The 13,393-nt window shown below is 36.7% G+C and carries 12 protein-coding genes and 3 pseudogenes; 2 read left to right on the top strand and 13 right to left on the bottom strand.

From position 1 onward, the window contains the following. Positions 1–264: 264 nt before the first annotated feature. Positions 265–500, bottom strand: a pseudogene (locus tag JXR92_RS16140) (transposase); the annotation flags it as partial. 984 nt (positions 501–1,484) lie between these two features. Beyond that, positions 1,485–1,673, bottom strand: a pseudogene (locus tag JXR92_RS16135) (DUF4372 domain-containing protein); the annotation flags it as partial. Positions 1,674–1,839: 166 nt separating this feature from the next. On the opposite strand from JXR92_RS16135, the gene JXR92_RS17595 reads away from it, so the two are divergent. Together JXR92_RS17595 and JXR92_RS17590 are read left to right on the top strand one after the other, a co-directional pair. Beyond that, positions 1,840–2,343, top strand: coding sequence for an IS4 family transposase (locus JXR92_RS17595; RefSeq protein ID WP_206897514.1), 504 nt, complete (start codon positions 1,840–1,842; stop codon positions 2,341–2,343). Next, the gene (locus JXR92_RS17590) at positions 2,316–2,780 is read left to right on the top strand and encodes a transposase (RefSeq protein ID WP_250646929.1); all 465 of its coding nucleotides are present in this window, start codon (positions 2,316–2,318) and stop codon (positions 2,778–2,780) included. The genes JXR92_RS17595 and JXR92_RS17590 overlap by 28 nt, the downstream gene beginning before the upstream one ends. 395 nt (positions 2,781–3,175) lie before the next feature. Here JXR92_RS17590 and JXR92_RS16125 read toward each other — a convergent pair. The 11 genes and pseudogenes from JXR92_RS16125 to JXR92_RS16075 form a co-directional block, all read right to left on the bottom strand. Then, a pseudogene (locus JXR92_RS16125) lies at positions 3,176–3,352 on the bottom strand (GGGtGRT protein); the annotation flags it as partial. 166 nt (positions 3,353–3,518) lie between these two features. Next, complete coding sequence (locus JXR92_RS16120; protein WP_120137694.1) at positions 3,519–4,109, bottom strand: putative polyvalent protein kinase domain-containing protein; 591 nt, start codon at positions 4,107–4,109, stop codon at positions 3,519–3,521. A gap of 406 nt (positions 4,110–4,515) precedes the next feature. Continuing rightward, on the bottom strand, positions 4,516–5,394 hold the full coding sequence (locus JXR92_RS16115; protein WP_138345634.1) for a penicillin-binding transpeptidase domain-containing protein: 879 nt from the start codon (positions 5,392–5,394) through the stop codon (positions 4,516–4,518). A 12-nt stretch (positions 5,395–5,406) separates the two neighbouring features. Further along, positions 5,407–5,910 (bottom strand): hypothetical protein, encoded by a 504-nt coding sequence (locus tag JXR92_RS16110; protein ID WP_117711367.1) that lies wholly within the window; start codon positions 5,908–5,910, stop codon positions 5,407–5,409. Continuing rightward, positions 5,907–6,560: a hypothetical protein gene (locus JXR92_RS16105; protein ID WP_138345632.1), complete on the bottom strand. Its 654-nt coding sequence runs from the start codon at positions 6,558–6,560 to the stop codon at positions 5,907–5,909. Before JXR92_RS16105 ends, JXR92_RS16110 begins: the two co-directional genes overlap by 4 nt. 10 nt (positions 6,561–6,570) lie before the next feature. Beyond that, positions 6,571–7,023 (bottom strand): hypothetical protein, encoded by a 453-nt coding sequence (locus JXR92_RS16100; RefSeq protein WP_138345630.1) that lies wholly within the window; start codon positions 7,021–7,023, stop codon positions 6,571–6,573. Positions 7,024–7,644: 621 nt separating this feature from the next. Further along, the gene (locus JXR92_RS16095; RefSeq protein ID WP_138345628.1) at positions 7,645–8,319 is read right to left on the bottom strand and encodes a recombinase family protein; all 675 of its coding nucleotides are present in this window, start codon (positions 8,317–8,319) and stop codon (positions 7,645–7,647) included. Between the two features lie 98 nt (positions 8,320–8,417). After that, positions 8,418–8,864: a JAB domain-containing protein gene (locus tag JXR92_RS16090; RefSeq protein WP_120137710.1), complete on the bottom strand. Its 447-nt coding sequence runs from the start codon at positions 8,862–8,864 to the stop codon at positions 8,418–8,420. 86 nt (positions 8,865–8,950) lie between these two features. Continuing rightward, positions 8,951–9,970 carry a DUF3871 family protein gene (locus tag JXR92_RS16085; protein ID WP_171030434.1) on the bottom strand — a complete coding sequence of 340 codons (1,020 nt, stop codon included), beginning with the start codon at positions 9,968–9,970 and terminating at the stop codon, positions 8,951–8,953. Between the two features lie 357 nt (positions 9,971–10,327). After that, positions 10,328–11,134: a hypothetical protein gene (locus JXR92_RS16080; protein WP_138345626.1), complete on the bottom strand. Its 807-nt coding sequence runs from the start codon at positions 11,132–11,134 to the stop codon at positions 10,328–10,330. 1,042 nt (positions 11,135–12,176) lie between these two features. After that, complete coding sequence (locus JXR92_RS16075; protein WP_138345622.1) at positions 12,177–13,385, bottom strand: hypothetical protein; 1,209 nt, start codon at positions 13,383–13,385, stop codon at positions 12,177–12,179. Positions 13,386–13,393 lie beyond the last annotated feature (8 nt).

Here is a 13,393-nt window from a genome sequence, read left to right as displayed (position 1 = left end):
CAGTTTCTTCAAAACTTACATAATTGCCAAAACCTATAACATCATTCCAGTAATTGCCGAAAGCCGTGTCAATTGCTTCCCTAATAATTATTGGAAGTTCAAATTTAATTCGATTATATACAGCAACTTTTACCCTATCTACATTTATGGAACCTGTGTCCATTTTAGTTTACGATATTGTTAAAGTTTGAACTATACCTGACACAAAGATAACCAAAAAAGTTAGGTCTGTCGATTTTTTAGCTAAATTAACGTGAAATAAAATTAGAAAATAGTGAGTTGCTTGTTATTGATGAATTTTACATCAATAGCGGGTTGCTTCTCAAAAAAGCAGTATGCTACGATAGTTAACAATGAATTGGCAATAAAATTACAGAAAGAACGATGTCTGAAGTGTCTATCTGTGCAATGTTCTTCAATTCGTCATTGACCGTCTCAATCAATGCTCTTTTTCTGAGCAGAATCTTGTCAGCTATGCTCATCGGGGAGTTTCCCATATTATAATACATGAAATATTCAAGTAGGGAATTTTTTTACCTTCATTATTATATTTCAATTCGAAGCCGGTAAGTTCTTTCAGATAAAGATTTATAATATTCATCTATTATTTCTTTTACTTGGTTTAATTAACCTTCCATCAAAATTGAAAAGTAAAATAGCTTAACCCATTGGCGAAATCAAGGTCTTAAAAGGCTCTTATATATATACTGTTGATATTTAATAAATTATAAAGGTATAATTATTTAATTTGCATTTTTTTCGACATATGCAAATGTATGGCTGGTAATTTAATCAATGGATTGGATTCAGTAATATTTTCAGTAGACATGTTGTACCCACTTTCCCATCATGAAAGCCATTACTCAGCTATTGCTGTCGCAAAGTACAGATATTAAAGAAACTTCAATATGTTATATAAGATTCGTCAAATAGGAGTTTTCTTCGTTGCCAGGGTAAAAAAATCATGTAGACTTGTCAGATGGGAACGGAGATTAACTAATAATGTATTTGGATATAACTATCATAGCAACAATGCTTTATATGGGTTGGTACTATATATTGCCTCTCCGTTTAGTTGGAACCGAGATCAAGAACAAAAACGCGAATTTGTTTTTAGCCAACTAGACGCACATATTTTCTCTACAACCAGCTGAACTTTACAAGAACCGTTGGAAAGAACTTTTCTTCAACTAGTTGCACCCCTCAGAATTAAGTTTTTTGGGGGAACTACTGAAAATACCATAAGAATATAAATCTGCCTATGTTGTCACTTGTAGTTGCTATTGTCCCAAAAAACATGCAACTCGACAGAAATATTCTTTAAGTTTTGCAAATTCCGAGTATATCATTTGATAGGCAAAACTCTCCTCAGAATCCTCTTCATCAAAACTAAATTTCAATATGACAAAGAACGGTTGATTAGACTTGAATGAGCCAAGCTTATTCGATTTTTAATAACGTTCCCATTTTAATAGTACACTCATGAGAGCAACTATCAAATCTCGCAGACTTTCACGATTAGAAAGTTGGCCAAATATCAAAGCAAGTAGTTGATTCCAGCAGGTGAAGTGCTTCACATATTTATCGCCATCATACTTGGTGACTATGCGGTTAAACTTACTTCGATTCAGAAATGAAGCCAATTGAGCGAAAACGTATTTGTCTTGGAACATATGCCATCGGATTAATCTGATGCAAAGCTACAAATTCAAGTCCGTTCGCTCGGAGAATAGCTGTAACTAACTAAATTTCAAATATTTCAAAGAACTCTTTTAGATTTTAATGGGACAGTAATGAGTTGCTCTTGAAGCTCATCATTCCAAATGTTATCATTTAGGAATGGGTAAAAATGTATCAAAGTCATCGCTGGCAAGAGCAAATCAAGATAGAGACTATCACATCTTTGAAGAATATGCTTACTACCTAGTTAGCGAAGCACGACAAAAGTGTGCTAATCATATTTTCAAACTTGGCGGTAACGTTTATGCTTTCGATTCGACAACTATTGACCTGTGCCTTTCAGTCTTTTGGTGGGCAAAATTCCGCAAAAAGAAAGGTGGTATTAAAGTGCATACATTATATGATGTGGAAACACAGATTCCTGCATTCTTTCATATCACGGAAGCATCCGTACACGATTCTAAAGTCATGATTGAAATTCCTTATGAACCAAGCTCTTATTACATCTTTGACCGCGGTTATAGCAACTTCAAAATGCTGTATAAAATTCATCAAATTGAAGCCTACTTTGTTGTCAGAGCAAAAAGAATCTCGGGTACAAATCCATCCAATGGAAACGTAGGCTGCCTAAGAATGTGCTTTCAGACGCGAGTGTACTTCTGACAGGATTCTATCCTAAACAATATTACCCAGAGCCACTTAGGCTGGTTAAATATTGGGATGAAGAACAAGAACGAGAATTTATATTCATAACCAATGCGATGCATATATCTGCGCTTCAAGTTGCTGAACTTTATAAAAATCGCTGGCAGGTAGAGCTGTTTTTCAAATGGCTCAAGCAGCACCTTAAAATCAAAAGATTTTGGGGAACTACAGAGAATGCTGTTCGAATACAGATATATGCTGCTATATGCGCTTACTGTTTGGTGGCAATCATTCAACACGATATGCAACTGGACAGAAGTACATATGAAGTGTTACAAATACTGAGCATCTCATTGACTGATAAGACTTATCTGAGAGACCTCTTTAATAAAACTAAATTTCAAAATGACAAAGAACGATTCGGACCAAATGGGCCAAGTTTGTTTAATTTTTAATTCGTCCCAATTTTAATGGGACACTAATGTTTAATCATTTAAAATTAGACATTAGGGAAGTCCTTTAAATTTGATATATCTATCTGTATATTAGAATAATATAGCTGATTTTGCGACCACTTGTCAAGATTTGGTAAAATGGTCGCAATATGGTCGCAAATAGCGCTTCAATTTAGCCTACTTTTAAGGATAATCAGCCACGTTTACCCTTAGAGATTCAAGCTCCATTTAAGCTATAATTTGCTTCAATTCCATTATCTAATCACAGCTAATTATAAGAAGAATAACAAAAGGAAATGAGTATTAGATAGGGGATAAGCATTGCAGTATAACTAAAATAAAAATCCCCATAACCATTACAGTTACAGGGATTTATATATTAGTAATGTATTATATTACTTGCTCAAAGCAGTAGCCACGTCAACGGCACAAGCCACTGTACATCCTACCATCGGGTTGTTACCGATACCCAGGAAGCCCATCATTTCCACGTGAGCAGGAACTGATGAAGAACCAGCGAATTGAGCGTCTGAGTGCATACGACCCATAGTGTCTGTCATACCGTAAGAAGCAGCGACACTGCATCCCTGTAAGTCTTTGCAATCTGTTGTTAATCAATGCTATAATAGCAATGGGTAAACTCCTTGTTAGTAAATAAAAGAACGAATTATCAAAAAGGGCTGCATCATGGGCAAATGCCTGTGCGTTACCCTTTAGATGAGAGTACTCCTAATGGAGTTAAGACCGTAATCTAATCTGCGTGTCAATGAAGTATAAATCTCTGTCTATGCCATAAAGTACATTATTGGGAACTGCATCAAACACTTCATAATCCGAATTATGATATTCGTCGTAATAGTCCATTTCAAAGCCTAATGCTTGCATATAAGCAGCTATCTCGTCTTCCGTAGCTTCTCGTTCAGCTAATATATAAGGTTGTACGAGAACTGCGCAAAATTCTTGCTGACTGTTATAAGCGAAGCCTATCATTTGATAAGGCACATTGCCAAAGAACTTGTTATGTGCAGCAATGCGGATGAAGAAGTTCTCTAAATCATCCCCTGCGTACTCAAAGTTATTTAATTTTACAACAGACACATTACCATCATGGAACACTTCATTCTCACCACCTCTATCCATATAAGTAATATTGAGGTGTGATAAGTCAATCCATAGACCATTGTCATTGGCAAACTTTATCAGTTCTTCTGTTTGTCTTCTCTTATAGCCCTCTGTTGATTCAGTTTCTCCTGCTGCTTCCTTACTTCTTCTGGCGATGCAGGTCGCTTGCTCCAAGAGGCTATTGATTGACGAGTGCGTTCTATCCATTCTTTGTGAAATTCGTTGATGTATTCCATAATTTGTTTGATTATGAGTTTAAGACAAAGGTAATCATTCCTCTTTTAATAGCAATGCTTTGGTTGTTATATTCTTGCGAATGGGGTGTTGTGGAACATTCTATAAAAAAGAAACAGCATAAGAGTTTCCTCAAATGCTGCTTGATAATAGTCGAATTGTAATGTTGATTATCTCACTTATCGCAGATATTGGTGCTGTTATGAGTAAATCTATCAACATTCCAGGATTGTCTATTATTCTATGATGCCATGTTGATTGACTTGCAGAAAAGTAGTAATAGGCAAATTGCCCCAATATGTACAAGTCAAAGACAATGTGATAGATTAAATAGTATTTCAATAGGCTCTTACCCACTTTGTATAAATCTACTTTCATGTTAATTTATGTGGTTTACTATCTGTCTAAACACATCACCTGCCATCAATCCACCACTTGCAGGTAGCCCCTCTTTATGGATGGAAACAATGATAGAATATTGGGGAGCATTGGCAGGGAAGTAACCACAGAACTCTACAATATAGCTTCCATCTTCAAGCTGTACTGTTCCTGTTTCACCTGCAATTTGTACCTTATCAGACTTGGCAGGTTGTCCTAAGCCATCAGTTACCACATATTCCAATGCCTGTTTCAGACTGTCAATATTGGCTTGGTTGTTCTTATTGTTCGCTATGGAATTGTAGGTAGTAAGTATTTGTAGAGGAGTGTCAAGGTTATTAATGCCCATATCCTTTAATTGGTCATAATATGCTTGGGTGTGACCATTAAAAGCCGTTTCCATTGCTTTATAAACAGCAATATCAGAACTGCTTGCTAATCCCTGCTTGATAGTAATCTTGCCATATCCACCCCTATGCCAATTATGGTCTTTGATGGTATCTCCCTTACAAATATAAATGCCGTCACCTACATCTACCGTATCAGCTAATTTGACTTTACCTGTTTCCAATGCTGCCAATATGGATATAGGTTGCATCAGTGCTGATTCGTATGCTTGGGAGAAGTTCTCGCAAGATTGGTAGTCCGCACTGTCTTTCCTTTCAAGTCCAACCATAGCTTTTATATTCCCTGTCTGCGCTTCCATAACGATAGCTTGCCCAGATAAGGCATTAAGTTCAGATAACTTGTTCTTTAAGATAGAAGTAATATTGACTTGTAAAGTGCTGTCTATGATGGAATCTGACTTTACTTTATGCTGGTTGGATTGGCAAGCCCATAAACAGCTGATAGTGAATATTCCTAAAACTAACGTTCTCATATTAAGACGAATTTAATAGTTAGAAAAATCAATGGAGCCTTCCATGTATCCTATGTATTCAGTTACATCAAGAGCTTCTGTAATTAATTTCAATTTTGAAACGATGCCTTGTGGTTTATAAATTTTGAGGAATTGCACTTTACAAGTACCTTTCTTAGAATCATAACTGTTTGAATAATTCCAATTGAAATAGAATATGTCAACTTTATAATCTTTGGCGGTTTCTTCTCTTGTCTCATTCTTGAATCCCCAAACTTTACCCCAACTCTGGTCATCATCAACATCTGAAACATTAGCCATATAAGGCTCATCATTAATAGTGTAAAATACTGTAAACACCTTTCTATTAACAGCCCACTCTGTTATATCATTTCCATTGTGGCTTGCATGGGTCACATAAAACCTTGCAATCTCTTTCTGTTGCTGGGCTGATATTGTGTTTAAATGAAGTAATGTGACACAAATCAAGAATATAAACCTCTTCATAAGCATTTTTGATAAGTTAATGGAATTCATTCTGATTTATTAGCTTTAAGAATTAGATAAGGCTTACCTACCTGTTGCCAACAGCTATCAAGAATAGGCATCTGTGGAAGATAATCAATGATGTAGTCTGCTACGAGGTTTAGAATATTATTCAGAGTATTTTTCTTTTTACCAGTCCATGTCTTATCAAATGTGCCATCACTTGATAACTTTCCTGTAGAATCTGTAAAAGAGCCATTATTGTTCATGGTGATAGTTCCATCTTGAATGCCCCCAATCATAATGCCTGCATATTTTCTAAACATTACAGCCTTGTCTCCTTTAAGGTTATTATTATGAATGTAGGTATCAATGTTGCGGTATAGACCTGCAACAAGTTTAGCCTTATCATAGAGTGCTACATCTTTCCATTCAAAGGTTTCGATGTAATCATATTCTATAATGTTATCGTTGGCTAAATCAAATCTAATCAACTTAATTGTATTATCAGATTTGCACACCATATAGTTAGTATCATCTTTCCCCTCTTTCACAATATTATAAGTTCTATCCTTGAAAGAGATTAGATTTGATTCCTTGTAAATTTTAAATGTACCTCCACTGGTAACAAAGGTATAAACGGTAGCACGCATTGTACTACAAAGAATAAGCATAATGCTCAATAATAATATCTTCTTCATTGTGATGGATTTATTTAAATAGTAATAAGCTGCTTTCTCCTAAAACTGCCAGATATGAGAAGTCTGACAAGTTTAATAAGAAGTCTTTTTCTTCTTTGGTCTTAGCTTGTGCTATTGATTGGGATATAGATATAAGGCTAATTTCATCTAAACTGTTCCACTTGTGACCTTGCTTGATGCCTATTAGTCCCAATGTTGTTGCTCCATTAGACAATGTTCTTATAATCACTTTAGTACCAATGGAAAAACTTTCTCCTTCTGTTTGTACACAGAGTGCCTCTGTTGTAACAATATCACTATTTACTATACTGACACTTGGTGTAGCAGGTCGTTTGAACTCAAAGTTAAAATTAGATTTGGGTATTGAAACATTAGGGCGTGGCACAGCCTCATAGGTCACAAACTGCGAGTGAGCAGTAATGGATACCAGGCTACTAATTGCAATCAGAACAAGCTTCTTCATTGTATTAATAATTAATATGCCTACCTGTTCCCTACGGTAAGCCATAAATAAAAAAGATGTGGGAACACTATTTGCTTTATCTTACTGACGGGCTTCTCGCATTGCCTTTGGAGTAGATAAAACAATAGCGACCCACACCAAAGGGCATATAGAAACCTCACAACTATGAGGTAGGTATATATCCAAGTGTGGGTGCTACTGCTATCATCTTCACTCCATTTCAAATTTTGCGAGAATTTGTCAGTAGAAGATAATTTCAATAACACCTTTCGTTAACTATGTCCTTCCAACTCCCTATCTCATTAGTTCATTGGAATTGATGCAAAGATAATGAAAGGTTCTAAATTAATAGGCATGAAGTGTGGATTAATAGTAAATTCTATGCCCTCAAACATGGTCTGAATAAGATATTTAAGCAGAATTGCATCCATACTCTGTAAATCCATGTGGGTATCAAAATGACAATTCCCCTTATAAGAATTGAATTTTAGAATTTGTTACCTGTATGAATTTATAAAGCTAAAGTCAATTTCTCCGACTGAATTTAGGGGTAGGACAAATTCAGATTGGGGTATATAAGACTGCCCTTGCTCTAAATTTGTCCTGCCTTTCAAAGTGACTTCACGACATCAACCCTGCTCTGACAAGCAACCTCTTGACTTGTGTAATCTGAAACTTGCATCCCTTAGATGTAACAAAACCTTGCTCATTCAACAGACAAGTCATTTCAGATAATGATTTGCCTTGTATTGTGAGTGACCGTAACAATGCTATTGCTCTCATGTTATTTGGATTGTTATCCGCTTTAGCCTTGTTGGTAACGATACTATGTTGAACGGCTTGTTCAAATTTGTTCATCAAGTTTTCCGATTTACCAAGCTGCACACCCCTTGCTTTTTTGGCTTGAAGTGATTGTTTGGTTCTCTGACTGATTAGCCCTGCTTCATATTCGGCTATGCTGCTGATGATATGCAGAATTAGTCTGTTGGCTTGGGGGAAGTCACAGAACACAATCTCAACATCGCTCTCCAACAGTTTGGAAGTAAACGCTACATTTCTTGACAACCTATCCAATTTGGCTACAATCAGAATAGAGTTGGTTTTCCTGCACATTGCCAAAGCTGCAAGGAGTTGAGGTCTGTTAGACTTCTTTCCACTCTCCGTTTCAATATATTCAGCAAGTATGGGTTTATTCTTCACATGGTTGTGAATAATCTCCCGTTGTGCTTCCACACCAAGACCCGATATTTGTTGTTTCATGGTGGATTGCCTTAGATATGCTATGTATGTCTTCATAATTCACAATTATTAATAGTTGGTTACAAGTGCTGAATGTTCGTTCAGCTTATGTAAGTAAGGACACCCAACTTAGAAATTGAGTGCCCTCTACCTTATTATAATTCTCCCTCATCAGCGAAGCTGTAATATCCTGCATCTGTTAATATGAGGTGGTCTAAAACTGTAATCCTCATAAGTTGGGCTGCATCCTTGACCTGCTTAGTAATCTCCATATCCTGCCTACTTGGTTTCAGATTACCGCTTGGATGATTATGTGCAAGGATAATGGCTACTGAATTGGTGAGCAATGCAGCTTGTAGAATTACTCTTACATCAACGGCTGTGTCTGTTATTCCTCCTTCTGATATAAGAGTGTAGCCTAAAACTTGGCTGGCTTGGTTCAAGAACAAGACTTTAAAATATTCCTTGTAACAGATAGTTCCCTCCTTATAGGTAGGAAGCAAGTATCTATAAGCATCCTCTGAACTGGCTACCTTATGCAGACTTTTGAATTTGGGTTTGTAGGACAGTTCCACTTCACCCACAGTATAATCTATATCCATAATGTACAATGTTTTAATAAGTTGGTAGAAATAAAGAAAGGACACCAACTTAATGATGTCCCTTCCTCTCTCAATCAACAATCCACTCAGCCCAAGAACCAAGCGTATTCACTATCTCCTAATTTGGCACGTTGGATGCCTTGTACAAACTCTGTACAGTTAAGATTCCTCTCCAAGAAGTTATCAATGTAACTTGACTTTACAGAACCATTGAGTAGGTTTAAGAGCTGCCAGCCTGTAATGCTGTCCCCTGTACTCTTAAAGTTCACATCAGAAACGAATGCTCTGCAAGCTGCATTAATTTGACTGTCTCCCAACAATAGACGAGGTAAGCGTTTCTGTTGGTTGGGTGTAAGAGCTTGATATAATCTCATCCTGCCTATTATCTGACAGAACTCGCTTGTGGAGATTGACATCTGTCCAAGTGTCCTTAACAGATGCAGGTCTTTGGATGGGTTGTAAGCATGGAACAGATTCAATGCTGCCGCATATAGTTCCTGTACGCTTAGGACTTCCACCTTATCCTGTAAACCGTCAGTAGTAAGCATTAAATTTGAGCACACACGATTACGAAAGCCTATGAAGATTTTAAATCTCTCAACAGATTTCTTACTGTATAGGTTAATCTCGTTATATGCTCTCACTCCACCAATGGATAACGCTAAACGATTACCGTATTCATCATGTACAATGGATGGGATTTCAAAGCAGAAGCACATTCTCTGATAGAACAGAGTCTTCTCTTCATCTGTCAGTTCAGATGCTTTCTTACCTAATGCTCTTGGTATTCTACCATTGATAGGGTGTGAGATTCTAATCTCTGGTATATCAAACTGTTCTCCATGAAAGTAATCCTTTGCTGCATCCACTACTGCACCTATAAAGGATTGGTGACTAATGGTTTCTTCCATTGATGCAAAACTTGGAATGATGCAGTCTTGTTGTAAGTGCTGCAAGGTTACTTCCTGCGTATTGGCTTCAATGAAATGGTTTACTCTCTTGGGTGCTGCAACTTCTTCCACAATGATTGCTTCTTCTGCAAACTCACCCATGTTTAATGATTCTCTACGCTGTGCCATAGCTGGCATAATTACTAAATCTCTCATAATGAAATTGAATTAAATGGTTATTGATTGAATGGATTAAATAGGAACGAACCTAAAACACAAGTGAATTTCTTCGCTTGCATCTTAGGCTGTCCTATGTCTTTCCCTAAAGATTCTTTCAAAGGAAATGAGGAGCATTAGTAAATTATTGGTAAGCAGTGGCAATAGTGCATCGTGCCTGTTCTTGGATTAATAAGAATGCTTATTCCTGCCAACTATCAGACTGCATTTCTAAAGCATTCTTTTTATTTAAGAGCTATGAGGGGGTGTTTATGTGGGTAGGGATGTCTCGTGCATAACTCTTTAGAATTGGGAACACTGCCAATGGTACGCTTATTGATAGTTGCTTAGGCTGATTCATAGGTATAAATCTGGAAGTTCCTCCTTGTCTTTTACCTCCTGCTTCCTGCCTACCAATCCACTTGATAATGATTTCATAAGAGCGTGCATATCCTTAACTTCCTCAAAGTTATTCTCCTTGTACTTCTTATAAATCATGCACTCCCTTGAAATGGGATTTCCTCTGCTCTCGTTAAATGCTATCATGTGTTCAAAGTCAGCTTTCACTTCCTCTACATATTTATCTTTGGGCAAGTCTATAATAAGACCTTTGGCTTTTAATATGATTGTATCTCCAACTTCATCCAATAAGTCCATATCCCTTAGTTGCTCTATATAGTTGGAGATAGTACCATGTCCCATGTGGATTAGTTCTTTCATTCTCCTTACAGATAAGGTAATAGTATGGCTGTGTGGTTCTGCTGCACTGAACAATTTAAGGATGAATCCTCTTAGTTTTAAATCCAGCGTATTGTTGTATGAATCGTAAAACTCTCTGTTGATTCTTCTGTAATGCCCAAAACTGACAGGAAAGAATATATAATCAGTCCAAGTTTTATCTTTCTTACCACTGTCTTTATTCTGTATGCTGACTTCTCCTGTGGCTCTTAACTTGTCATTAAATGATTTGGAACTCTTACCACCTTTATAGTTGGCAGGTTTATCACCAACGAATGATGCAAGTTGGTCTATTGTAGTGTCAGTGGTCAATGTATATTTGTCAGCTGTCAATAGTAACACGTATGTTCTGTAAACATCAGCACAACCTAACTTTTGAATCAGATTGTTGCTCATTACTGTATATTCCTTGAATGGTAGCTTCATAAGGCAATCGCTCAATATGCTTGATTAAAATGATTTGGTTGGTCTTTAATAAGAATCTCACTTTAGAGGAACTTAACCTGTTGGATTTTCTAAGTTCGCTCAGCTTGTCATAAAAATTGTTGTTATAAATCCACATATCATTAGTTTTAGTCACTCCCAGCTTACAGATTACCTGTGCGGTGTCCGTAAGGACATTGCATGGGTCTTATTGGAATGTAGCGTAGGAGTGTAGAGAGGGGGTGTTTAGACACGCAGTAAAAAGTGAATAAGCACACCCCAAAGATTTAACAATATGAATCTCTCTGCTTCAATTTTTATCTTGTCAGTAAGCCAACTTCTGCAATGAGATATAATAGGTAGTAACCTTTCCATTCTTCTTTCTCCTTGTCTTTAGATAGTTATTAAGATTAGCCCATAGTCCAATATGAACCTTGTTATCTTTCACTCCCTGTTTAAGAGCCTTAACCCTTATCTGTTCATAGGTAAATTCTTCCATTTTAGATATTCTGAATAGTTTGTAGTCCGTCAATCTGTATGGTGGGATTATCTGCTTGTAGTACTGTAAAGTTAGTAATTCCACAGGTGGGGAACTAATGATAAGACCACAATTCAGAAGTATTAAGTAAGGCAGGGAAACCTCTCACATTTCCCTGCTTCTTGTCAATCCTCCTTGTCATGTTCAAAACATAGAACTAAGTGTATAATTCCATTCTCATTCTTGAAAGCTATTCTTGGATTATCAACTTCCTTATATGTAATGGAAGTTATAATAATGGGGAACAGTTCATTCTCATTATAAAGTTTGAGGCTATTTGCAATATATTCATTAGAACTATATTCTGGGAGAATGAAACTGAACAAGTAGAGCTTGACATCATTGTATTGCTGCATTTTAGCTCTTAGTATTTCTTGCTTAGCAATTATTGCTTCGTAGATAGTGCTTAGATATAAGCTGGATTGTATGATATATGGATTCATTGTTTTATTATTTAATTGGTTAAGAATTAAGCCCACCTGTCACATGGGCTTTGCTGTTAGTGGCTTATGCAGCCTGTTCTTCTTTAATCACTCCATGATTCTTTAGATATTGGGTTAGCATTTCAGAATAAATGGTGTTCACATGGTCAGACTTCACTTCATTAATAATTCTAATGCTGCCCTCATTCAATGTCTTTATGGTGTTTAGAGTTTCATCCAATCCAATCTTCTTGTCTTCTCCATTCGGTGCGTAGTTGGCAAGCTGGGTAATTGCATCAATCATGTAGCGGTGTCTGATAGTGTCCTTAGAAATCTTCATGTCGCTTAAAGTCTTGATGATTGTATTTCCTATTGTCAGGTCATATTCTTCAAGTTTGGCTTCATAAACTCCCTGCATGGCACTGTTCCAGATTTTCAAACTTAGTGTCTTACCAAAATTGTAATATTTGGTGATTACGCTGATGTTTGCTTTTAATTCCAATGCCTTTTGGAACACTCTGTTAAAGAACTCCTGCTGTGTGGCTAATGCTGCGTTGCCAGCTTTCTCCAATCCGTTAAAGCCACGACTTAACACATTGTTCACTCCTCTGTACTTGCCAAACTCCTGTAAAGAATCAAACTTTTTAATTCTCACATTCTCTATGGTCAGTTCTGCATCATCCTTGACGATAGCATTGAGATTGTATTCATGGTAGCTTGACCATTGCCAATATCCGTTTGCTTTATCAACAGGAACATAAACATTAGGAGTACCTTTAGGTACGTTGTTTCCGTTGAGGTCTTTCAGCTCAATGTCTGCATTGTAAAACAGGGCGGCTTCTGTAATGTAGAGAGGAACTTTATCAAAATGTTCATTGGTTATCAAATCCTTGCCACATTCAAGGTTTACCTTGCTTACTGCCATGCTATAAACAGATGTAGCGATGATGATTTCCTTTTGTTCTTTAGTGAAGATTACCTGTTCGGCTGTATTGGTAACTTCATTCCAAACTTCTATTTTAGTGGTTGGAAGCTCCACTTTTTTAAGTGCTTCAAGGTATGCAGATTCAGCTTTACCAACATTAACTTGTGCAGATTTCTTAATATTGGCTTCTGCATCCTTGTTGGCTTCAAGCACGTTCTTAGCTTTCATCAAATTCTGACGGGCTTCTTCTACTGCTTGCATCTTGACTCCTACTGATGTCTTTTTTACTTCTTCCATGATTTCATTCTGATTTAAAGATTCAATTTCATTATTAACTTTCTCTGCTTTTACGTTTACTAATTCGCTCATAATTCTAA

The organism is Bacteroides parvus, assembly GCF_017309675.2.
Classification (GTDB): Bacteria; Bacteroidota; Bacteroidia; order Bacteroidales; family Bacteroidaceae; genus Bacteroides; species Bacteroides uniformis.
The sequence above is the reverse complement of the archived record's forward strand: the minus strand, read 5'-3'. Positions and strand labels throughout refer to the sequence as shown.